Source organism: Candidatus Poriferisodalis sp. (assembly GCF_965204195.1).
Classification (GTDB): domain Bacteria; phylum Actinomycetota; class Acidimicrobiia; order Acidimicrobiales; family Poriferisodalaceae; genus Poriferisodalis.
Genome location: NZ_OZ241975.1, coordinates 2,350,502 through 2,371,674, shown reverse-complemented (window position 1 = coordinate 2,371,674; position 21,173 = coordinate 2,350,502). Strand labels below are relative to the sequence as shown.

Here is a 21,173-nt window from a genome sequence, read left to right as displayed (position 1 = left end):
CGACTCAGACGACCGGTTGCAGGTCGGCCGCCAGGGCCACCAATGACTCAGGGCCCACGATGGCGCCGTCCTCGACGACACGCTGCCCGTCGATGTCGATGGTGTGCATGAACAGCACCGCATCGGGGTGGTTCTCACCGCCGCCGGGATCCCACCACGGCATTCCCATGCCGATGGCGTTGTTGCCCTGGGTACGGGTGTCCTCGATAAACGAGCTGCCGGTGACCCGGGCCGTGGGATGGATGCCGTGGGTGAAGTGGATGACGTAGCCGTAGTTGCCGTCGGAGCCCGCTCGCCGCAGCGCCCGGTCGGCGACGGTGCGCTCGTTGCCGCCGCCCGTCACCGAGCGGATGCGGCCGTCGATCTCCAGCGTCATGGGTGCGGCGAGCGAGGTGTAGTACTCGTGAAAGATGGCGCCGATCTCGATGCGCCCCTTCACCGATTCGACTTCGGGAAACAGCGTGCACTGCCCGGGAACCAACACCGTGCCGGGCTTGTCGGCTCGTCTCGGCTTGGAGAACCCACGCTCCCCGAGCGTGAAGCTCACGTCGGTGCCGCCGCTGTCGGTGATGCGCACCGTCTTGCCCTCGGCGTCGTTCACCAGAGCGTCGAAGGCGTGGTGCACGGCGAAGTAGCGGTCGAGATCGACCCGCCCGAACAGCCTCAGCAGGCCGCCGGCGTTCAGGTCGGCACCCAGCAGGTAGCGGATGTGGTTGCTCTCCATCGCCTGATCGTGCAGCTCTGATCCGGCGAGGTAGGGGAACGTGAGATCGATCCACACATCGGCGGCCAGCGCCGCGGCCGAGACAGCCGGCGTGAGGTACGGGTCGGCGAGGCGGCCCTGATACGGCAGCGGCGGGATCAGCAGCACCGACGAATTGGCGCCGGCGAGCAGCGATGCCCGGTGTATCGCCTGCCACACCTCCGGGTCGCTGTCGGTGTCGGCGGTGATCACGACGGTCTCGCCCGGCTCCAACGCCATGTAGTCGCGCATCAGCACGTCGGCTGCGCCCGCAACCGTCGCGGTCATGGGGTCGCCCCGTCGACAATGCGGTCCAGGTAGCCGTTGAGGTAGTTGTGAATGCCCTTCTCCAGGGTGCTCATGCGCCCAGGCCGGTAGGCGGGCGAGCTCATCGCCTGCTGCATCGACTCGATCATCAGCCGATCCTCTTCGAGCACCAGGATCTGGTAGTCGTGGTAGATCTTCAGCGTCTCGTCGAAGTCGGGCCGGTCGAAGAACTCCTCGGGGAACAGGTGGTAGATGACCACCCGGGTGTGGCCCTCGTCGATCGGCCACGCGATCATCGGTCGGATGCAGTCGATGCGGCCGAAGAACGTCAGGTTGGGCGCCCTGAACGCCGTGCAGGCAAAGCTGTGCGGCCGGTCCTCCAGCCACGGCATCTTGCCCAGCAGCGGCTCGGCCCCCGGGGTGGGCGGGCCGGCGTTGTAGAAGATCGAGAGGCCGCCGTCGGGCTTGATGTTGACGTGGTCGGGCTCGAAGCTGAAGTTGGCGCCGAAACTGCCCGCGTGCAGCACACCGACGTGGTAGAAGTCCATCAGGTTCTCGTGCACGAACTTCCAGTTGCACGCCAGGTCGATGTCGATCTTGTTGCCCAGGCGGCACTTCTCCCACCCGAGGAACGAGAACTCCTCGTCGAGCACGGCCATCGCGTCGGCCAGCGGCCTCGCATCGGGGTCGAAGTTGATGAAGATGTTGCCCCGCCACACATCGAGCCGCAGCGGCGTCAGGGCGCAGTCGGCGACGTCGAATTCCTTGGAGTCGGCCATGTAGGCGGCGCCCTTCAACTGGCCGTCGAGACCGTAAACCCAGCCGTGGTACGGGCAACTGAAGGCCTTGAGATTGCCCGATCCGTACGCAACCTCGACGCCCCGGTGGACGCACATGTTGTAGTTGGCGTGCAGCTCACAGTCTCGGTCGCGAGACAGCAGCACGGGCTCGCCGACCAGGCGCAGCGCCATGAAGTCGCCCGGATCAGCCAGCTCCTCGACTCGCCCGACGTACAGCCACTCGCGCTTGAAGTACTCATCCACCTCGCGGCGGAAGATCTCCGGGCTGGCATAGATCGCGCCCGGCGCATGGCTGGCCTCGTCTAACGCTGCCCTGGTTCCCCGCGGATCCAAATCGGACAAATCCGACATCGCGTTCCCCTTCCCCCGGCTACGCAGCGCGAGGTTCACTCCGCTCTTCGGAAACTAACAGGGCACCGGCCGGAGGTCCGTCGAAACGCCGATGCGCAGGTCGGTCACGACGTGCCCGCCTGCCGCTCCGCTACTCCCCGACCTGACCACGACGGACCGACCTCGCTGTCGGCGCGGTGAGACGCCCCCAAGGGCCTACGCCATGTCGAACGGTGTCTCGCTGGTCAGCAGTTCGACGGCGCCGATGGCGGTGATGCGTTCGTCGAGATTGAACCGGTGCGCGCCCGCATGGACGACGTAGAGGTGGTCGAGTTGGAGGTCGGCGAGTGCGCTGCGCATGGAGCGGGTCACCGAAGGCCGCTCGGTGCGCTTGATCTCGAATCCCAGGGTTCGCCCGCCACTCGCCAACCGCAGGTCGAGCTCCGCGCCGCTGTGGGTCGACCAGAATGCCGCAGTCGCACGGGTGGGCTCATCGAGGCGGGCAAGGAGATGTTCGACCACCAGTCCTTCCCAGCTCGCGCCGAGTCGGGGGTGGCGTTCGAGCTCGACGTGGTCGGCGATCCCGAGCAGTCGGTGCAGCAAGCCGGTGTCTCGGATGTACACCCGCGGAGACTTGACCTGCCGCTTGCCGACATTGGCGAGCCATGGCGGAAGCTGGCGCACGACGAGCGCATCGGTGAGCGCGTCGAGGTACCGGCGCACTGTGCTGGTCGAGACGTCGACGGAGCGAGCAACAGCCGCGCCATTCCAGGTCTGGCCGTGAAAGTGCGCAACCATCGTCCAGAACCGTCGCATGGCAGCCGCAGGGATGCGCACGCCGAGATTGGCGAGGTCGCGTTCGAGAAACGTGGTGATGTAGTCGTCCCGCCAGCGGTTGGAGGCAGCGAGGTCCGAAGCGAGGTACGAGAGCGGCAGTCCGCCGCGCAGCCAGAGGTCGTCGAGGCGGTCGTCGCCGATGTCGCTGAGGCGGAAGCCAGCCAGCTCCACGAAGCTCACCCGACCGGCGAGAGACTCGGCGCTCAGCCCCGTCAGGTCAGGGGAGGCGCTGCCGAGAACGACGAAGCGGCCCGGTCGGCGATCCTCGTCCACCAGCACCCGCAGCGACGCAAAGAGCTCAGGCATGCGCTGCGCCTCGTCGATCACGATGGTCTCGCCGCGGTCTCGCAGGGCGAGCATCGGCTCGGACAGTCGGGCGAGATCGCGATAGTCCTCGAGGTCGAAGAACGCCGCAGGCGAGGGTGCGATGACACGGCGGACCAGTGTTGACTTGCCCGCCTGGCGCGGCCCGGTCAGCAATGTCACCGGAGCGTGGGCGACCGCCGCACGCAGTGCCCGTTCGTCAGCCGGTCGAGGCACGAACTCCATATGCCAAGTTTAGCCTTGAAAATCAGTTATCCGGTGGCTGTTTTTCAAGCTAAGTCAGTCGAGCGGGTCAATCTTCGCTGGAGTCTCACCTCGTGGGAAGCTGCGACGTCAGGCCGAGCGTGGATTCGAATCTCGACCGGGCTGGTCTCGCCAGCAATGTCCTGCTCGATGCCGTGGTGACCGGTCTGCCCTTTGACTCCGTTGCCGTGCCGCTGGGACTGGAACTCGTCGAGCGCTCGTGGCTGGGGGAGCGTGCGAGCCGGCTGCCCCCGGCCCTGGTCGATGCCATAAACGACGGGCTGCGCGCCGTCCTGGATCTGTGACCATCGCTCAGAAGCAAGCCTGAACGTTTGCACTCAGTGTTTAGGTAATCGCTGTTAATCTTACATATATTGTTCTGATGTTAAGGTGCGGAGGCGGCAAGTGTCCCGATGGCCGGCAGCGCAATTCCAGACCGCGACTGTGGAGAACGAGCTGTGGCGGTCATGGGACGACGAGAGCCCGCGCACTATCACGGTCTCCCGGACCGTGCCCCCGCACATCGGCAATCTTGCGATTCCCGCACTTGAGCCAGCGACGGGTGAGGCGCTGGTCGAGGCAACGCGGGCGGTGAGCGACCTTCGTGACCGCGCCGCCGAAACGACCGGTGTCCTCGGGCACCTCAGCGCCGTGCTCATCCGGGCCGATGCAGTCGCCTCGTCGCAGATCGAGCACATCACGACCTCCAGCGAATCACTGGCGGTCGCTCTCGCCGATCTCGGCGACGACGATCCCGACCGGAACCCATATCCGGTCGCGACTGAACTGGTCGCTGCGAACGTCACCGCCGCGCTGAGCGCTCAACGTGGCGGCGAGGATCCGACCGAGGACTGGTTCCACCGTCGGCACCGCAGCTTGCTCTCAGTGGATCCCGAGATGGAGAAGCGACACCTCGGCGCGTGGCGGGACTGTGCGGTGTGGGTTGGTCAAAACCGCCAGAGCGCCGAATTCGAAGGCCCGCCGTGGGAGAAAGTTCCCGCATTGATGGCCGACCTGGTGCGCTTCGCCGCCCGCAGCGACGTGCATCCCGTGGTGCATGCGGCCATCGCGCACGCCCAGTTCGAGACGATCCACCCCTATGTCGACGGCAACGGCCGCGTCGGTCGGCTGCTGATCCACCGGCTGCTCGACGCGCAACCCGCCGCACCGACGGCGCCAGTGCCGGTCGCACACGGCCTGCTGCACAATCCAGATGGCTACGTCAGCGGCCTGACCGCGTACCGCCAGGGCGACCTCGACCAGTGGATCACGGTGTTCGCCGAGGCGGTCACCGACGGCGCACACGCTGCTGTTCGCCTCGTTGACCGTATCGACGGCATCGCCGCCGACTACCGCCAGCGTGTCCGCACTCGCCAGGGGTCCTCGGTCTCGCAGATCCTCGACAGGCTGTTGGGAACACCGGCGATCACCGCCGGCGAGATCCAAGCCGCCTACAAGCTGACACCTGCCCGTGCATCACAGATCCTGCACCAGCTCGCCGATGCCGGGATCGTGCGGCTCAGCGAACACCGCGCCGGTCGATCCCGCGTGTGGGTGGCGCACGACGTCATCGATGCGATCGACACCATCAACGCCACCATCCCCCGACGCCTCATCGACACGCGCAACGGCCCGAGCGCCAGCGGCCCGATGCCATCCCCACCAGCCTGAGTCGGCCTCACACAGCCGTGTTTCAGTCGTTGCCGTTAGCGTCACGTCGCTCGACAATGCACGAGGGGGTAGCGAGCGATGGCGACGAGGATGTCGTTGTGGCGGCTCAACGACGACGGTTCCGCGGTCCCGGTGCCCGAAGAAGAGTTGGCGACTGAGGAGCAGATCGAATCGGCGGTTGAGTCGGCACCTGAGTTGCTCGGGATCGACGTACTGATCATCGGGCGCCAAGTCCAGACGTCCTCTGGAACTCTCGACCTGCTCGCCATAGATGCCGATGCGCAACTCGTCGTGATCGAGAACAAGCGGAATCGCACGCCGCGCGAAGTCCTCGCCCAAGTCATCGACTACGCAGCATGGGTGGCAACTCTGACCTTCGCCGAGGTGGAGGCCATCTACGCCAGGTACAAGGCAACGCCGGGACAGGAGGGCGCGGACTTGGCGGCGGATTTCGAAGCGCAGTTCGGAGAGCAGCTCGACACGCTCGGTGACATTTCGAGGATGATCGTGGTAGCGGCGCATCTCGACGATGCGACCGAGCGGATGATCGGCTTCTTGAGTGAGTCGTTTGGCGTTCCCGTGAATGCAGTTCTGTTTCAGCCTTTCGAGGGCAGTCTGTTGGGGCGCACCTGGCTTCGGCCGGACGCGACCGGTTCAAGGGCCTCTGGCAAGCGGTCGTCGTCGAACGCGGAGAAGAACGCAGAGAAGCGGGAGCAGTCGAGACAGTTCTGGGACGCTTGGTTGCCGGTCGGACGGGAAGTCCTCACTGATATTGAGCTTCCAGATAGGGGACGGAAGGCATGGTGGCTCAAGAGCAAGCGGAGCATCGCTCCCGAAGTTCCCGCCGCGCTCCACCTGTGGGTCAGGGCATCATCCGCCTATGCAGGGGTCCAGTTTGACCACGCTGACGACATCTTCAATGACTCAGTCCTGAGCGCGCTCAAGCGACGGCGTTCGGAGATCGAAGGTGTATACGGCGCGGAACTGAAGTGGTACGGCCTAGCGGACCGCTCGAGTCGCAAAGGGCAGGTCAACGCGCCGGAAGTAGACATCGGGCAACTGACCGAGCCGCACGACGAGGGCTTGCAGGCGCTGGCCGACTCGGCCCGTCGGCTCGTTGATGCGGTGAAGCCATACCTTCACGAGGCCTTGGAGGCGGCGTCGGCGGCGGGCAACGACCAGATGGGGTCGGACTAGGGCAAGGGCTACCGGTCCGCGGGGCGGGGTGCGAGTACGGAGCGGTCGTAGAAGCCGAGGGCGTTCTCGTAGTCCATGTCGAACCCGAGGCGGCCGCGGACGGCGTCGGGGAGTGCGAGCACATCGGCCAGAGGAATCGACACGTGCTGGTTCTCTTCCTGGCGAAGCCAGCCGAGGTTGTAGGTGAGCACGATGCCGTAGCGCCAGTCTTCGGGGGTGCTGTTGGCACCGGCGCCGTGCAGGGTGCCGCCGAGCCAGTACAGCACCGAACCGGCCGCCATCTCGGCGCGCACGACCTCGTCGGGTGCAGCCTTGCGCTCGGCATCCCAGCGGTGGCTTCCGGGCACGAGCTGCGTGCCGCCATTGGCGACGGTGAAGTCCGACATGGCCCACATCGAGGCGAGGATCAGGTTCGGGCGGGGAAGCGGGAAGTACGGATAGAGGTCTTCTTCGCGGTGTAGGACCTGGTCGCGGGCGCCTGGCCCGACCTCCAGTGCGGCGGTGACGTTCAGGGTCCACTTGGAGCAGTTGGGCAGCAGGTGGCGGTCGGCGAGCTGCTCGGTGACCGGGTGCATCATCAGCTCGCGCATCGTTGGCGATCGGTGCATGAGCGCCACCACCCGGCGGGTAATGCCGGGGTAGAACGCGTCCGGTTTGTCGTCGGCCACCTTGGCGGAGGCCATCTGGTCGGCCAGTTCGGCACGGACTGCGGCCACCTGCTCTGGAGTTGCCATGTCCTCGACGACGAGGCAGCCAGCGCCGTCGAGCGTGGCGTACATGGCATCGGGATTATCGCTTGCCGAGCATGCCGGAATGGTTGGCGACATCGAGGCGCTCCTTTGGTTCTCGGGCTAGTCCTGCATTCGTTCAGTCGAGTGGGTCAATCTTCGCTGGAGCCTCGCCTCGGTTGAGTTGCCGCCACGACTCTGCGAGTTCGGTCCGGTGGAGCTCGGCCCATTCAGCGACGAGATTGCGCGCTCGGCGTGGCAGATCCCCGCGAATCATCCGGAGCGTCGCGATTTCCACGAGAGCTGATCGGTCGGCGTAGACGGCATGAAAATGAGGCGGCGCGTGATCGTTGCCGTACATGCGGATGACGATCCCGTAGAAGCGGCTGAGCTCGGCCATGAGGAGATTGCGCCGATCTCAGCCAACCAGTTCGGGCCACGGTTTCGGGTGCAGGTCCTCGAAACTCTTGCCAGTGAGGTCCAAGTACATGGCGGTGGAATCGAGTTCGAGCGCATCGTCGTCGCCCCAAGCGATGGCGCCGTATGGCCGTAGGTGCGCAGTCTCGAAGAAAGCTGCGTCTGACCAGGCAGCGAAGTTCCCTCGGTTTGACCAGTGGGTGAGGTCCACGATGCCGCTCACGCCATCGTCAAACCTGATCCACAGCTTGAATTGCTGCCGCGCTTCAACCTCGACAGCCTGAGGAGGCAGCGACACGTCCATGCCAAGAACTCTAGATGCGTTCAAGTCCTGCCCATCTGTCCCGGGGTCTGTGACTATGTGTCAGCAGCCGAGCAACTCGGTCCGCGGCACACGGCAATCGGGAGCGAACCCGAATGACATCACCGCTGCATGATTCTGTGCTGGAGGGGCTGCTCGACCGGCTGCACGCTCAGAGCGACGCGCAGGTCGCCGAGACCTCGGCGTTTACTGCCGAGCAGCGACGGCTCAGCGGTCAGGACCGGAGCCAGCGTGGCTTCGACGACAACATGCGCCGTTTCTTTAGCGACAAGCTCGTCGCGCTCGATCGCGACAAGGCGACGTTCTGTTACCAGGTGTGCCGCGCGCTTGGTGCTCGTCGTGTGGTTGAAGCCGGGACGTCACACGGCGTTTCCACGCTGTACCTGGCTGCCGCAGTGCGCGACAACGGCCATGACGACGGCGTGGTGATCGCCACCGAGTACGAGCCGGCCAAGGCAGCCATCGCCCGGGCCAACTTCTCCGAAGCGGGTCTCGTCTCTTGGATCGAGCTTCGGGAGGGCGATTTGCGCGAGACGCTGGTCGACTGCGGGGGACCGGTCGACTTCCTGCTCGTCGACATCTGGCATGTCGCGCTGGACGCGCTGGAGCTGGTCGCCCCAGCCCTGCGTCCCGGCGCGGTCGTCGTCACCGACAACACCATCGCGTCCGCTGAGGGCTACCAGCCCTACTTCGAGTTCCTCAATGACCCCACCAACAAGCTCCGCACGATGACCCTCCCTTTCACCGGAGGCCTCGAATTCACCATTCGTGTCGAGTAGCGCGCGCATATTTCAGGCTGCCTGCGATAGGAGTCCACATGCGACATCGTGCGATCAGGACGCCGCCCCACCACGCGACATGGCCGGAATATCTGGTGGTCTGGAAGGCGGCGGGCGAACTCGAGGCGTGCGAGTCGGCGTGGAACTGGGACCGATTCCATTCCTTGGTGCCTCCCTACGACGGCCACAACCTGTAGGGCTGGACGATGCTGGCGGTTCTGGCGCAGGTCACCACGCGGGTGCGCGTAGGCGGGATGGCGAAGGGCATGCATCACCGCCATCCGGCCGTCACTGCGAACATGGTGGCGACGCTGGACCGTGACTCGGGTGGACGCCTCGAGCTAGGGATTGGCGCGGGCTGGAATTTCATGTTATGCGATGGGTACGGCATCGATCTCGGGCCGTTGCGCGACCGCTCGGACCGGCTCGAGGAGGGCATGGAGGCAATCGTCAGGCTGCTGCCCGAGACGGCTACCACCTACACGGGCCGGTTCTTCGATATGGCTGATGCGTGGTGTGAGCCCAAGTCGGCGCAGGAGCGCATCCCGATTGTGATCGGCGGGCAGGGCCGGGTGCAGACGCTGCGGACGGCGGCCAAGTACGCCGACCAGTGGGACATGACGTTTCCTGCCGATGTCGCCGCGTGGCGCGAGCTCAACGAGGTTCTGCGGGCGCGTCGGGCGTGACGAGCCAGACATCGACCGTCGGTCCACCTCATCTCCGAGGCTGGCGGCGACACTGACAAGGCGGTCACGCGCCCGCAAGACTTCTTCGACGCAGGAGTCGGCATAGGGGTGCGGTCGTGGCGAGGCGAGCTGGATCCGATGCACCTCGAGGACTTGGCGAGTGCGATCAGCGACGCCTAGACCCGCCGGACTCGACGTCCGTGGGCCATTCGCGCATGCACGGGAGCATGTAGGTCTTCGACATAGGCGCTCTCCGAGGCCGGGCGAGCGACTTGGTGGTGAATGCGGCACAATCTCGCCATGAACGATGATGCCGAGAGGGTGCTCGCGACAGCGGAAATCGGGCACGGGGTGTCTCACGGTGCCGCCGAGCCGCCGACATGGCGAGGGGGGCAAGCGTGAAGCGCAAGCCGATGAGGGACCTCAGGCCACCGGTGCCGGTTCCACCGCCAGAGGGGCGTGTGGCTCGCTCTCCGAGACACGTTCCGAGGACGAAGAGCGACAGATGTCGACGATACGCGCGGAACTTCTGGATCGCCGCAGCCGTCGTCGCCGTGCTCGGCGTAGTGGATTATTTCTTCCGCTATTCCAATTGCACAGACAGCTACTGGACCAGCGCAGGAATTGATCAGTGCATGGAGAGTGCCAATACGACTCTCGGTTGGGTGCTGTTCGGCGTGTTCTCTCTGTCAGCGCTAGCCCTGCAGGTGATAGCGGGGGTCCTGGAGGGAGAGTGAGACCCAATTCCGCAGCCTCCTGTCTCAAGGCCGCCAACCCTGCCTGATGCTGCCCAGAAAATTCAGGTTCGGTCGCGCGAACGCAGATGAAACGCAGTCCCGGGGCGCAGGTCCCCCAGTTGGGGATCGTGGTCCGCGTGCTTGTGGCCGGGTTGTGCCAAATCTAATGCGATCCGCGCGACTGGCGATCGAATTCGCAGCCGAGTGATTTCAGTTTGCGGGCCAGTTCCCGATAGGTCACACCGCGATGACGAGTTCGCCGGCAGCAGCAATTGACTGGGGCAATTCGTCGCCATGTTCGTTATACGACGCGATGAAGTCCGCCGCAACGCCGTCAAGATTGTGCAGCGCTTCTTCGGCGGTTTCGCCCCACGCACGGCAGCCCGGCAGCACAGGCACTTCAGCCAGATACATGTGCTCGGTTTCCTCGGAAGGCACCTTCAGCGTGTAGGGCAACGTGTACGTCTTCGACATCGGCGCTCCCCAGGAATCACGCTCGCGTGCCGACAAGGGTAGTTCCCGCGTAGACGCGCTCAGCATCGGTGCTCGACGAGGCCGAACTCGTCGGTTTGGCAGAGCCTTCGGAGTTCTATGTACGTATAATACGTACGTGCCTAACAAGACCATCAGTGTGCCCGATGACGTCGTGCCGATCATCGAGAGCTTGCACGTGCCGTTCTCGAGGTGGGTGACCGATCAGCTCCGGCGCCACGCGGCCAAGTCGACCATGTCCTTCGCCGATCAGCTTGTTGCGGATGCGGCCCTGGCCGCTCCGGAGGCACTGATGCCTGCGGACGCCTTGGCAGTTGGTGAGCGGATGGAGCGATCTGCGCCGTGGTAGTGCGCGGCGGGGTGTACTGGATCGATCTCGACAAACATCGGCCGTGTGTCGTCGTGTCCTCTGACGACGTGCTGGGTGTCGATGTCTGGCAAACCCAGGTCGTGCCGCTGACCTCGAATCTCGATCGGGCAGGTCTCGCTGGCAATGTCCTGCTCGACGCCGCGGTGACCGGCCTGCCCTCCGACTCCGTTGCCGTGCCGCTCGGACTGGAGCTGGTGGAACGCACATGGCTGGGGGAGCGTGCGGGCCGGCTGCCCCAAGCCCTGGTCGATGCCATCGACGACGGACTGCGAGCCGTCCTGGGTCTGTGACTATGTGTCGCCGGCCGAGGAACTCGGCCCGCGACACACGGCAATCGGGAGAGGAACCGCATGACGTCACCGCTGCATGATCCTGTGCTCGAAGGTCTGGCTTCTCCGAAGCGCGGCTCGCCCCGTGGATCGAGCTTCGAGAGGGCGATCTGCGCGAGACGCTGGTCGACCGCGGGGGACCGGTCGACTTCCTGCTCGTCGACATCTGGCATGTCGCGCTGGACGCGCTGGAGCTGGTCGCCCCAGCCTCGCATCCCGCGTGGCCGCACCCTCCGCAGAAGGCCGCCCGAGTCGCACTCGCAAGGGACAGGGCGGCGGCCGGTCGCTCAGGGCTTGCGCGGGGAAGCCAGGCGTTCAGCGTGCCATGCCGTAGGGCTGCGGCCGGTCGCCTAGCCGTGGCGATGGTAGATGTCGCCGTGCCAGTGCCAGTTGCCGAAGCCTTCGGTCTTGATCGCCGGAGCACCCGTTTGCTGTCGCGTATAGGCGCCCGGCGGGGCAGTCGGCAGACGCGGGGCGACCGGGTCCCCGGTCGCGCGCACCGCTTGGCCCGGGGCCGGGTGACGGTAGCGCCAATCCGGGTGCCGGTGATAGACGCCGTCGCCGTGGCAATGCCACAAGCCCTGCTCGGCGCTTTCTCCCTCGTCGGCTCGCTTGTCAGCCGGCAAGCCTTGCAGGTTCGGCGAGCCGCACGCGCCCGAGCGGCTTGCCGCTTTCCGCGCGTCCTCGGCCGCTACGTCCTCGTAGGGCCTGTACAGCGTGAGCTTTGCCGTATGGTCCGGCGACCAAGCTCTACCCGACAGCCCCGACGCCCCAAAAATCCCCCCGAGCGTGTACGTACTCGTCCCGCCATTTGGACCTCTGTCCACTATCAATATCCAGCCCTTGACCAAATCCTGCGGCATCGGGGGGACAGTCGTAATTCCGAACACGGTGTTGCCGGAACTCATGTGTGTCACCCTGTAGGTCGTGCCTCCGATTCTGAAAGTGCGGTCCGTCAAATGCGCAGCGCATCCGGTGGTGCCGCTGGAATCGCAGCCAGTCGTTGACCCGTCTTGGAGTGACTGGGCCGTCAGCGTGGCGGACCAAACTTCCTCCCCGCCATCCGGGGCGCTCTGGGCGACGGCCGGACTCGATGCAGTCAAGACCGCCGCAGCCAGCGCTGCCAGCAGCGCGGCCAGGCGCAGGCGGACGCCACGGCGAGCTAGTGCTCTACCCCCCCCCCCCCGCAGAATCGGCGCGCCCGCGCGCCACAGGCGCCGCTGCGAACTCCGAAGCGTTGTGTACGGTCCTGGCGGGCATGTGCACCTCCTGAGCGAGAGTCGCGCCGCACATTAGCCGACCTGCCGGGCCGCAGCACACAGCAGGACACCACGACAACCACGAGCATCCCAGCCCCCCACGCCCGCAGCCCCGCACACCAGCGAGACGCTCGGCCCGCCGCCGGTTGCGTTCTGGGTGCAATCCTCCATTGCCTATGCAGAAGTCCAGTTCGATGACGCCAACCCCAAGTTCAACGTCTCGCTGCTGAGAGCCCTTGAGCGCCGACGGCACGAAATCGATCCTGAGCTGAAGGCGGCGATCGAGACCCGAGCAGAGGCCGACCACACCAGCACCAGCGAGATCATCCGAGCCGCTCTCCGTAGGTTTCTCGACGTCGCTTGACTCCGGGTCGGAGCGCATGACCGCTGCACGCGTGCTGCCCAAAGGCGCGAGCGCCTCCGCCAACCGATCAGACCGCGGTCGGCGTGGTAGTCGATTCCGCCCTTTCCGCTCCTGAACCGCACCTGGCACTCAGCCGACCAGGGCTTGGAGGTCCGAGCGTTCTGCGTCACCGAGGTGGGCCCGGTGATGGCGGAGTTCGAGACCGGCGTTGATGGCCGCTCGTAGGTGGTCATCGGCAGCGTCGCTGAGCAGAGCGTTGAGGTTCTCTCGGAGCCAGGCTGCGACTTCGTCGCTGCGCCAGAGCCGGTAGCGGCTGCGGGGATCGGTGACGGCCGGCGGGAACCCGCCGGGTCCGCGCTCGCCGGAGATGAGGAGTCGCACGCTCTCGCGGGTTCTGTTGGTGCGGGCTGCGATGTCGGCCATGGACACCAGCCCGGCATCGGCGACACGAACCACGGTGACGCCCTCGATGGACTCGAGCTGAGCGACGGCGGACAGCATGGCCTGCTGGAGGGTGTCGGCCTCGCGGTCGAAGTCCGCGAACTGGATGCCGTCGGCTCGGCCGATCAGGGCGTCATCGCAACCGGCCTCGAACACCTCATCGATGATCTCGTCATCTTGGAGGTCGGGACCGTCGATGATCAGGGTGAAGGTGTGTGTGGTCATGGTCACGTGTCGCTGTCTCGCTCGGGGGCTTATAGCTGTGTTTCCCCACGCCATGGGTGGGCTTCCCCCGAATTTAGGAGGCATGCTCTCAGAGGAAGGGGAGTTATGCCAGAGACACGAAGAAGGTTCGATCCGGAGTTCCGCGCTGGTGCGGTGAGGATCGTGATCGAGACGGGCAAGCCGGTCGCTCACGGCTTGCGCGGGGAAGCCAGGCGTTCAGCGTGCCATGCCGTAGGGCTGCGGCCGGTCGCCTAGCCGTGGCGGTGGAACCTGCCGTCAGGGTGCGAGTGCCAGTTGCCGAAGCCTTCGGTCTTGATAGCCGGAGCACCCGTCTGCTGTTGCGTATAGGCGCCTGCCGCGGCAGTCGCCGGAGGAGGCGGGACAGGGTTGGGGTCCGGGGTCGCGCGCACCGCTTGGCCCGGGGCCGGGTGACGGTAGCGCCAATCCGGGTGCCGGTGATAGACGCCGTCGCCGTGGCAATGCCACAAGCCCTGCTCGGCGCTTTCTCCCTCGTCGGCTCGCTTGTCAGCGGGCAAGCCTTGCAGGTTCGGCGAGCCGCACGCGCCCGAGCGGCTGGCCGCTTTCCGCGCGTCCTCGGCCGCTACGTCCTCGTAGGGTCTGTACAGCGTGATCTTCACCGACTCGCCCGCCGTCCAGGGTGTGACACCGAGCGTGAACGCGGTAAGGCCCCCATCCGAGTCCACCTGGTACGTAGCCGTCCCGAGCGATGGACCTCTGTTGACTACCAAATCCCATTGCTCGACCCGACCCGTCGGCAGTGAGGGGGTAATCGTCATGTGCAGCGCAGCGTTACCGGCAACCAGTCGTAGCACCCTGTAGGTCGTGCTTCCGATCCTGAAAGTGCGGGGCGTCAAATGCTCAGCGCATCCGGTGGAGCCGGCGCGCGAGCAGCCCGACGACCCGGCTGTCACTTGCTGGGCCGTCAGCGTGGCGGACCAGGCTTCCTCCCCGCCATCCGGGACGGTCTGGGCGACGGCCGGACTCGATGCGGCCAACACCGCCGCAGCCAGCGCGGCCAGCAGCAGCGCGGCCAGGCGCAGGCGGACGCCACGGCGAGCTAGTGCTCTACCCCCCCCCCCCCGCAGAATCGGCGCGCCCGCGCGCCAAAGGCACCGCTGCGAACCCCGAAGCGTTGTGTACGGTCCTGGCGGGCATGTGCACCTCCTGAGCGAGAGTCGCGCCGCAGATTAGCCGACCGGCCGGGCCGCAGCGCACAGCAGGACACCACGACAACCAGAAGCATCCCTGCCCCCCACGCCCGCAGCGCCGCACATCAGCGAGACGGCTCGGCCCGCCGCCGGCCGCGCAATGAGACGAGACCCTAGACCCCCACGCGGCGAGACTCCGCACCCCACACGAGCAGTCCCAAGTGCCCATCAGGCGACCAGGGAGGACGCAGCCCGCGCCGTCATGCGGCCCCCGGGAGGCCCGTCCTGACCTGGTCGGGCTGCTGCACACGCCCGCCATCACCGCCGGCGAGATCCAAGCCGTCTACGAGCTGACACCGGCCCGCGCCTCACAGATCCTGCACCAGCTCGCCGATGCCGGGATCGTGCGGCTCAGCGAACACCGCGCCGGTCGATCCCGCGTGTGGGTAGCCCACGACGTCATCGACGCGATCGACACCATCAACGCCACCGTCCCCCGACGCCTCATCGACGCCTCCGACGCCGGTAATTCCGGAGCCGTTTGACCCCAGCACCAACTGGTGCCGCGGTGTACAGGGGAATGGGAATCATTACCATCTACGTCATGGTTGATGATCGAGTTCCTGTAACGGTGTTGACGGGCTTTCTCGGTGCGGGCAAGACAACGCTGTTGAATCACATCCTCACCGAGCAGCACGGCAAGCGGATTGCGGTGATCGAGAACGAGTTCGGCGAGGTGGGCATCGACGATGCCATCGTCCTCGATGCCGAAGAAGAGATCTTCGAGATGAACAACGGTTGCATCTGCTGCACCGTTCGCGGCGATCTGATCCGCATTCTCGGCAACCTGATGCGGCGCAAGGACCGGTTCGACCAGATCCTCATCGAGACGACGGGGCTGGCCGACCCGGCACCGGTGGCTCAGACGTTCTTCGTCGACGACGAGATGTCGGCCCAGCTGCGGCTCGATGCCATTGTCACGGTGGTCGACGCCAAGCACCTGGTTCCGCACTTGGACGAAGAGAAGCCCGACGGGGTCGAGAACGAAGCCGTCGAGCAGCTGGCGTTCGCCGATCGGGTGGTGCTCAACAAGATCGACCTCGCCAACGACAACGAGCTGGACGATGTGGAGTTCCGCATCCGGCAGATCAACCCGCTGCCGCCGATTATCCGGACTCAGCACGGAAAGGTCGATCTTGATGCCATCCTCGAGGTCGGCGCGTTCTCGCTCGATCGTGTGTTGGCCGACGATCCCGAGTTCCTCGACCCCGATGCCGAACACCAGCACGACCTCAGCGTCACATCGGTGGGGATCGAAGCCGATGGCGATCTCGATATCGACCGGCTGAATGAATGGCTGGGCGATCTCCTGCGCACAAAGGGAACCGACATCTTCCGGTCAAAGGGCATCCTGTCGATTGCTGGCTGGGACGAGCGGTACGTGTTCCAGGGCGTTCACATGTTGCTTGACGGCCAGCCCCAAGGGACGTGGGGAGACGGCGAGGAACGACGCAACCGTCTCGTGTTCATCGGACGCAACCTCGACCGAGATTCATTGGAGGCCAGCTTCAGGTCCTGCCTGGTATGACCGACGCTGCGACATCACCCATCGCACAGTGGCGGGTGGACGTCGACGACTACGTGCAGGTTCTTGAGGTCTGCCGGGACCAAGGCCAGGCGGTGGTCGGGTCGCTGGGCGGCGACGCTGCCCTCATCGACATCGACGACGGCTCGGCCACTGCGCTGGAACGGCACGAGATGGGAGTGCTGAGCGCGGCCTGGTCCTCCGATGGCAGCCGTGTCGCGGTCGGGGGCCAGGACGGATGCGTGCGCATCTACGACCACACCGGAGCTGCGCAGGGCGTTGTTGACGCGTCGGCCTGGGTGACGGCACTGGCCTGGTCGCCGAACGCTCCCGTGCTTGCGATCGGTGCGGGCCGGCACCTGCTCATCACCGACCAGGACGGTGCGCTTCTCCACGACTTCGACGACCAGCCCTCGACGGTAACGGCGGTCGCCTGGTCGGCCGACGGCAGCCGCGTCGGCGCTACCGCATACGGCGGCATCGGCTGGCACGATGTCGTCGGACCACGGACCGGCCGTCGACGTCGCTTTGACTGGAAGGGGTCGCTGCTCTCGCTGGCGATGTCTCCCGACGGAGCATGGGCCTGCGCCGGCGCCCAAGACGCGACCGTGCATCTGTGGCGGCTGTGGAGTGGCAAGGACCTCTCGATGTCTGGCTATCCGTCCAAGATCGAGCGACTCGGGTTCCGCCACGACAGCCGATGGCTCGCGGTTGCGTGCCTCGGCGAGATCACCATTTGGGACTTCAGCGGCAAGGGCCCCGCCGGTACAGCGCCGGCAGCTGCTTCCGGTCACGACAAGCACATTGAGGACCTCGATTGGGATCCCTCCGGCAAGTCTGTCGCCACGGGGGGAGGCGATGGCCGCACCATTGTGTGGGCGGCCCCGACCCGCGCCGGTCAGGACCTGTCGCCGGTGACTGCGCTCGAGTCCGACGAGGCGACCAGCCGGCTCCGGTGGGTCAGCGAGGACTGCCTCCTGGTCGATCGGGCCGACGGAGGCCTGGTCAGACTCGCTATCTGAAGATCAGGTCAGAGGACGCCGGCGAGCCACTCGCGGGCGTCGATCATCATTTCGATGGTCTGGCTGTGAGCCATGTCGTAGGCGTGGTGCCGCAGGTTCCACCCGCCATCGCCGAGAGTTGCGATCACCTCTTTGGGCTGTTCTTGGCCGATGAGGAGGTCGCGGGTTCCCCACTGGAAGAGCGCTGGTCGGCCGTCTCCGTTGGACAGGTCGAGGCTGAGCCCGGGCGCGCTCGGAAGACCGCAGCAGATGGCCCACACGCCGGCGTAGCGGGGCGCACCAGCCCTGCCGGCGAGCGCCAGCGACAGATAGCCGCCCTGGCTGAACCCGCCCACGATGCACCGCTCAAGCGGCACGCCAGCCTTGCCGGCCTCGTCTGCGATGAACGACTCGAGCCTCTCGAGCGAGGGCCCGAACTGCGAGATGTCTTGTTCGAACGTCTCGAGGTCGATCGACCACCAGCCCGCGCCGTCGCCGTCGGGCATGTCGATCGGCCCCCGCGGCGCGATCGCGGTGAAGCGTTCGTCTGGGTCGACGAGCGGCACATACGACGCGAGGTGGTGTTGCTCGGCGGTGTAGCCGTGCATGAGGAAGAGCAGACGGTCTGCACCGTCGCGGTCAATCCGGTACTGGGTCAATGACATGGAACGCAACGCTCCTGTGCTGTTGGTTCGGTGAAGCTATGCGCTAGGGGAAAATGCCGCACGGACCTCTTCACGAGTGTCGGCGCTGGCGAGGCAGTCGACCATGGTGAGCGCGAGGGCGAGCGCACCGTCGATGACCGCCTGATCGCCTTCCTCGCGACCCGTGTACACCTCGAACTCCGGGGTGTGAATCGGGGTGCCCTCGGGGGCGACCTTGATCATTGGGTGGATCGACGGGACGGCGTAGCTGACGTTGCCCATGTCGGTCGATCCGACCACCATCGACCCTTCCTCTGAGGGCAGCGGGTGGCGCCCGACATCCATGGCGTTGCGCACGTACACGTCGAGCAGGGGGTGGTTGTCGATCATGTCGTAGAAGGGCGGGTCGATCCACTCGGCCTGCATCTCGCACCCAGAGGCGTCGGCGCCTCCCTGCAGGCAACGCTGCACCCGCTCCTTGAGCGTCTCGAGGCTCGCCATCTTGTGGCTGCGCACGTACCACTCGGCGGCGGCGCGCGACGGCACGATGTTGGGCTTGTCGCCCGCGTCGGTGAAGATGCCGTGAATCCGCTCGTCGGGCCGAATGTGCTGGCGCAACGCAGCGACTGCGTTGTAGCCGAGCACCGCCGCATCGAGGGCATTTCGGCCCCGGTGCGGTGAGGCAGCAGCGTGGGCCGCCTGGCCGTCATAGGTCACGTGCAGCTGCTGGATGGCGATCGCATGGAACGTGCGGAGATCGCGATCGGCGGGATGCACCATCATCGCCAGGTCGATGTCGTCGAAGGCGCCGCGGCGGACCATGAACTCCTTGCCGCCGCCGCCCTCTTCGGCGGGCGTACCGAGGATGGCCACCCGCCCGCCGAGAGCCTCGGCGACCTTCGCCACTGCGATGCCCGCGCCGAGCCCTGCCGAGCCGATGATGTTGTGACCGCAGGCATGGCCGATCCCAGGGAGCGCGTCGTACTCGCACAGCACAGCGACCGTCGGGCCGTCGGTTGTGCCGACGCGAGCGTCGAACGCCGTCGGCATGTCGTAGGCACCCCGCGTCACGTCGATCCCGTTGTCTTCAAGCACACCGGTCAGTGCTTCGTGGGCGTGGTGTTCTTCGAAGTTGAGTTCGGGGTTGGCGTGGATCGTGTGCGAGAGATCCAGCAGCGTCGGCGTGAGCCGCTCGATCTCGGCACGAACGATGTTCTTGGCATCGGCAACGTCCATGACGGCGAGATTACTCAGGCCCCCAGAAGCAGGACGGTTGTGCTGGCTCATTTACATCGCCTGCTCGTACAGCGCATGGACTTCCTCCCGGCTCGGGTAGCGCGGCGTGTTCAAGATGATGAGGTCGCGCAACGCGTCGGTGGTGAGCGCGCCGATGTCCTGCGCCTCAGCACCGAGGTCGCTGAGACTGCGGTCGGTACCGACGGTCGCAGACAGCGTCTCGACAGCCTCGATGGCCGCCAGCGGGTCGCGGGCGACGCCGAGCGCTTGGCCCACGTCGGCATAGCGATCGGAGACCGATTCGAGGTTGAAGCGCATGATGTGCGGGAGCATGGTGGCGAGCGTCTGCCCGTGGGCCGCGCCGAACGTGCCCGAGACTGGGTGACCGGTTGCGTGGACGAGCCCGAGCAGCGGGCCCGACGAGAATGCACGGCCCGCGAGGTGGGACGCGATCTGCATCGACGCCCGGGCCTGCACATCGCTGCCGACGGCAACGGCCTGGGGGAGCCACTGCCCGGTGAGCCGGATGGCCTGCAGCGCGAGGCCGTCGGCATAGGGGTTCGACGCGGTGGACGTGTAGGCCTCGATGGCGTGCGTCAGCACATCCATGCCGCACACCGCAGTCGCACCTGAGGGAAGCCCGACAGTCAGGAGCGGATCCAGCACGACAGCGCGCGGCCGAACGTCCGGGTGACTGAAAGTCAGCTTGCGATGATCCTCTGTCCGGGTGATCAGGCCGCCGCCGTTGGTTTCCGATGCCGTGCCAGAGGTCGTCGGGACGGCGACGGTGGGCACGCACGGCGCACTGGCCCGAGCCGGGGGCGCCAGCGTGGCGAAGTCGATCCGGTCGGCGTCGTCGAGCTCGGGCGAGAAGGCAAGCGACGAGTCCTCGATGCCTGACGGAGCTGCCATGGCGATGTACTTGCCGCAGTCCATAACCGACCCGCCGCCGACAAGCACCATCACAACGTCCTCGGTGCCGAACCCTCGCAGCGACTCCACCCCCGCAGCGACATTGGCATCGGTCGGATTCGGGTCGACGTCGTCGAAGACCGTCCACTCGAGGCTGTCTTTCGTGAGCGCGTCGATGACCGTGTTGAGGACGCCCGCGGCGCGCACGCCCGGGTCGCTCACCACGAAGGCACGACTGCCGTGCGCCCTCACGTGCTGGGCGAGATCGGCGACGCTGCCCTCTCCCACGAGGGTGGTCGGCATGGGTTCAAGCGTGTAGGTGCTCATCTGTCGGGAAATTCCTCTGCTGGTGCTGCCACTCTGGGTCGTGCCCGTTCGTGGCGGGAAGTTGATGGCCCAGTCGGCGGGCCTTGGTCTCGAGGTATCGGTGGTTGTGGAGGTTCGGCACCACAGCCAGCGGCACGCGTTCCACGGTGATCCCGTGCTCGCGGAGGCTCTCTGCCTTGTGGGGGTTGTTCGTGAGCAGCTCGACGTCGGTGATGCCGAGGTCTCGAAGGATCCAGGCTGCAGGCGCATAGTCGCGCTGATCGGCCTCGAAACCCAGCGTCGTGTTTGCGTCCACGGTGTCGAAGCCGGCGTCTTGGCACTGGTAGGCGCGGATCTTGTTGGCGAGCCCGATCCCGCGGCCCTCCTGGTCGAGATAGAGGATCGCGCCAGCCCCTGCGGCGGTTACATGCTGGATTGCGAGCTCAAGCTGCTGCCCGCAGTCGCACCGCAACGAGCCGAACACGTCGCCGGTGACGCACGAGGAGTGCATCCGCACCGGGACCGCGCCGCGACGCGAGTGCGGGTCGCCGAACACCAGTGCCACAAGCTCGCCTGCGCCCTCTCCGGTGTAGGCGAAGATCGTGAACAGGCCGTGCTTCGTGGGGAGTTGGGCCTCACCCACCCGTTCCAGGGTGTGCGGGGTTTCGTCGGGTGCCGTGCTCATGGGGGTGTGTTTCGACGATGGAAACCGGATTGGGACTCTAACCGGAATGAGAACCGTTCCTACGATGCTGACCGC

The 21,173-nt window shown here is 66.1% G+C and carries 26 protein-coding genes; 12 read left to right on the top strand and 14 right to left on the bottom strand.

What is annotated here, in order from left to right:
• Nucleotides 1-4: 4 nt before the first annotated feature.
• The 3 genes from ACOGI8_RS10590 to ACOGI8_RS10580 form a co-directional block, all read right to left on the bottom strand.
• A complete protein-coding gene (locus ACOGI8_RS10590; RefSeq protein ID WP_419853772.1) occupies nt 5-1,030 on the bottom strand; it encodes a hypothetical protein in 1,026 nt (341 codons plus the stop codon).
• Nucleotides 1,027-2,160, bottom strand: coding sequence for an aromatic ring-hydroxylating oxygenase subunit alpha (locus ACOGI8_RS10585; protein WP_419853771.1), 1,134 nt, complete (start codon nt 2,158-2,160; stop codon nt 1,027-1,029). The genes ACOGI8_RS10590 and ACOGI8_RS10585 overlap by 4 nt, the downstream gene beginning before the upstream one ends.
• A 195-nt stretch (nt 2,161-2,355) precedes the next feature.
• Nucleotides 2,356-3,525 carry an ATP-binding protein gene (locus ACOGI8_RS10580; RefSeq protein ID WP_419853770.1) on the bottom strand — a complete coding sequence of 390 codons (1,170 nt, stop codon included), beginning with the start codon at nt 3,523-3,525 and terminating at the stop codon, nt 2,356-2,358.
• Nucleotides 3,526-3,617: 92 nt separating this feature from the next.
• Between ACOGI8_RS10580 and ACOGI8_RS10575 the strand changes: the two genes are divergently transcribed.
• The 3 genes from ACOGI8_RS10575 (at nt 3,618) to ACOGI8_RS10565 (ending at nt 6,411) form a co-directional block, all read left to right on the top strand.
• Nucleotides 3,618-3,848: a hypothetical protein gene (locus tag ACOGI8_RS10575; protein ID WP_419853769.1), complete on the top strand. Its 231-nt coding sequence runs from the start codon at nt 3,618-3,620 to the stop codon at nt 3,846-3,848.
• 139 nt (nt 3,849-3,987) lie between these two features.
• Nucleotides 3,988-5,214, top strand: coding sequence for a Fic family protein (locus ACOGI8_RS10570; protein ID WP_419853768.1), 1,227 nt, complete (start codon nt 3,988-3,990; stop codon nt 5,212-5,214).
• 96 nt (nt 5,215-5,310) lie between these two features.
• The gene (locus ACOGI8_RS10565) at nt 5,311-6,411 is read left to right on the top strand and encodes a hypothetical protein (RefSeq protein ID WP_419853767.1); all 1,101 of its coding nucleotides are present in this window, start codon (nt 5,311-5,313) and stop codon (nt 6,409-6,411) included.
• A gap of 8 nt (nt 6,412-6,419) precedes the next feature.
• Here the strand turns inward: ACOGI8_RS10565 and ACOGI8_RS10560 are convergent, their stop codons facing one another.
• The 3 genes from ACOGI8_RS10560 to ACOGI8_RS10550 are packed head-to-tail and all read right to left on the bottom strand — an operon-like array spanning nt 6,420 to nt 7,860.
• Nucleotides 6,420-7,238 (bottom strand): phytanoyl-CoA dioxygenase family protein, encoded by an 819-nt coding sequence (locus ACOGI8_RS10560; RefSeq protein WP_419853766.1) that lies wholly within the window; start codon nt 7,236-7,238, stop codon nt 6,420-6,422.
• A 40-nt stretch (nt 7,239-7,278) separates the two neighbouring features.
• Entirely contained in the window at nt 7,279-7,539 is a 261-nt protein-coding gene (locus tag ACOGI8_RS10555; protein ID WP_419853765.1) for a DUF4160 domain-containing protein, read from the bottom strand.
• An 18-nt stretch (nt 7,540-7,557) separates the two neighbouring features.
• Nucleotides 7,558-7,860, bottom strand: a complete 303-nt coding sequence (locus tag ACOGI8_RS10550) for a DUF2442 domain-containing protein (protein ID WP_419853764.1) — start codon at nt 7,858-7,860, stop codon at nt 7,558-7,560.
• 113 nt (nt 7,861-7,973) lie between these two features.
• Between ACOGI8_RS10550 and ACOGI8_RS10545 the strand changes: the two genes are divergently transcribed.
• The 3 genes from ACOGI8_RS10545 to ACOGI8_RS10535 are packed head-to-tail and all read left to right on the top strand — an operon-like array spanning nt 7,974 to nt 9,343.
• Nucleotides 7,974-8,657, top strand: a complete 684-nt coding sequence (locus ACOGI8_RS10545; protein WP_419853763.1) for an O-methyltransferase — start codon at nt 7,974-7,976, stop codon at nt 8,655-8,657.
• 38 nt (nt 8,658-8,695) lie between these two features.
• On the top strand, nt 8,696-8,854 hold the full coding sequence (locus ACOGI8_RS10540) for a hypothetical protein (protein WP_419853762.1): 159 nt from the start codon (nt 8,696-8,698) through the stop codon (nt 8,852-8,854).
• A gap of 9 nt (nt 8,855-8,863) precedes the next feature.
• Nucleotides 8,864-9,343, top strand: coding sequence for an LLM class flavin-dependent oxidoreductase (locus ACOGI8_RS10535; protein ID WP_419853761.1), 480 nt, complete (start codon nt 8,864-8,866; stop codon nt 9,341-9,343).
• Nucleotides 9,344-10,317: 974 nt separating this feature from the next.
• Here ACOGI8_RS10535 and ACOGI8_RS10530 read toward each other — a convergent pair.
• Nucleotides 10,318-10,554, bottom strand: a complete 237-nt coding sequence (locus ACOGI8_RS10530) for a type II toxin-antitoxin system HicB family antitoxin (RefSeq protein ID WP_419853760.1) — start codon at nt 10,552-10,554, stop codon at nt 10,318-10,320.
• Between the two features lie 136 nt (nt 10,555-10,690).
• On the opposite strand from ACOGI8_RS10530, the gene ACOGI8_RS10525 reads away from it, so the two are divergent.
• Together ACOGI8_RS10525 and ACOGI8_RS10520 are read left to right on the top strand one after the other, a co-directional pair.
• A complete protein-coding gene (locus tag ACOGI8_RS10525) occupies nt 10,691-10,921 on the top strand; it encodes a hypothetical protein (RefSeq protein ID WP_419853759.1) in 231 nt (76 codons plus the stop codon).
• Nucleotides 10,915-11,232: a type II toxin-antitoxin system PemK/MazF family toxin gene (locus ACOGI8_RS10520; RefSeq protein ID WP_419853758.1), complete on the top strand. Its 318-nt coding sequence runs from the start codon at nt 10,915-10,917 to the stop codon at nt 11,230-11,232. The genes ACOGI8_RS10525 and ACOGI8_RS10520 overlap by 7 nt, the downstream gene beginning before the upstream one ends.
• Before the next feature lie 389 nt (nt 11,233-11,621).
• On the opposite strand, the gene ACOGI8_RS10515 is transcribed toward ACOGI8_RS10520, so the two are convergent.
• The gene (locus tag ACOGI8_RS10515; RefSeq protein ID WP_419853757.1) at nt 11,622-12,179 is read right to left on the bottom strand and encodes a hypothetical protein; all 558 of its coding nucleotides are present in this window, start codon (nt 12,177-12,179) and stop codon (nt 11,622-11,624) included.
• Nucleotides 12,180-12,687: 508 nt separating this feature from the next.
• Here ACOGI8_RS10515 and ACOGI8_RS10510 point away from each other — a divergent pair.
• Nucleotides 12,688-12,894, top strand: a complete 207-nt coding sequence (locus tag ACOGI8_RS10510; RefSeq protein ID WP_419853756.1) for a ribbon-helix-helix protein, CopG family — start codon at nt 12,688-12,690, stop codon at nt 12,892-12,894.
• A gap of 129 nt (nt 12,895-13,023) precedes the next feature.
• Here ACOGI8_RS10510 and ACOGI8_RS10505 read toward each other — a convergent pair whose 3' ends face one another.
• Entirely contained in the window at nt 13,024-13,566 is a 543-nt protein-coding gene (locus ACOGI8_RS10505) for a hypothetical protein (RefSeq protein WP_419853755.1), read from the bottom strand.
• Nucleotides 13,567-13,811: 245 nt separating this feature from the next.
• Nucleotides 13,812-14,357 (bottom strand): hypothetical protein, encoded by a 546-nt coding sequence (locus tag ACOGI8_RS10500; protein ID WP_419853754.1) that lies wholly within the window; start codon nt 14,355-14,357, stop codon nt 13,812-13,814.
• Nucleotides 14,358-14,950: 593 nt separating this feature from the next.
• Between ACOGI8_RS10500 and ACOGI8_RS10495 the strand changes: the two genes are divergently transcribed.
• Genes ACOGI8_RS10495 through ACOGI8_RS10485 form a run of 3 tightly spaced genes read left to right on the top strand, consistent with a single transcriptional unit; the run spans nt 14,951 to nt 17,336 of the window.
• Entirely contained in the window at nt 14,951-15,274 is a 324-nt protein-coding gene (locus tag ACOGI8_RS10495; protein WP_419853753.1) for a hypothetical protein, read from the top strand.
• Nucleotides 15,275-15,333: 59 nt separating this feature from the next.
• Nucleotides 15,334-16,317 (top strand): CobW family GTP-binding protein, encoded by a 984-nt coding sequence (locus tag ACOGI8_RS10490; protein WP_419853752.1) that lies wholly within the window; start codon nt 15,334-15,336, stop codon nt 16,315-16,317.
• The gene (locus tag ACOGI8_RS10485) at nt 16,314-17,336 is read left to right on the top strand and encodes a WD40 repeat domain-containing protein (protein ID WP_419853751.1); all 1,023 of its coding nucleotides are present in this window, start codon (nt 16,314-16,316) and stop codon (nt 17,334-17,336) included. Before ACOGI8_RS10490 ends, ACOGI8_RS10485 begins: the two co-directional genes overlap by 4 nt.
• Nucleotides 17,337-17,344: 8 nt before the next feature.
• Here the strand turns inward: ACOGI8_RS10485 and ACOGI8_RS10480 are convergent, their stop codons facing one another.
• From ACOGI8_RS10480 to ribA, 4 genes are read right to left on the bottom strand one after another with little or no spacing between them, the layout of a single operon-like run.
• On the bottom strand, nt 17,345-17,980 hold the full coding sequence (locus tag ACOGI8_RS10480; protein WP_419853750.1) for an alpha/beta hydrolase: 636 nt from the start codon (nt 17,978-17,980) through the stop codon (nt 17,345-17,347).
• A gap of 36 nt (nt 17,981-18,016) precedes the next feature.
• Nucleotides 18,017-19,195 carry a M20 family metallopeptidase gene (locus ACOGI8_RS10475; RefSeq protein WP_419853749.1) on the bottom strand — a complete coding sequence of 393 codons (1,179 nt, stop codon included), beginning with the start codon at nt 19,193-19,195 and terminating at the stop codon, nt 18,017-18,019.
• 51 nt (nt 19,196-19,246) lie between these two features.
• Nucleotides 19,247-20,434, bottom strand: coding sequence for an iron-containing alcohol dehydrogenase family protein (locus ACOGI8_RS10470; protein ID WP_419853748.1), 1,188 nt, complete (start codon nt 20,432-20,434; stop codon nt 19,247-19,249).
• On the bottom strand, nt 20,415-21,098 hold the full coding sequence (gene ribA, locus ACOGI8_RS10465; RefSeq protein WP_419853747.1) for a GTP cyclohydrolase II: 684 nt from the start codon (nt 21,096-21,098) through the stop codon (nt 20,415-20,417). Before ribA ends, ACOGI8_RS10470 begins: the two co-directional genes overlap by 20 nt.
• Nucleotides 21,099-21,173 lie beyond the last annotated feature (75 nt).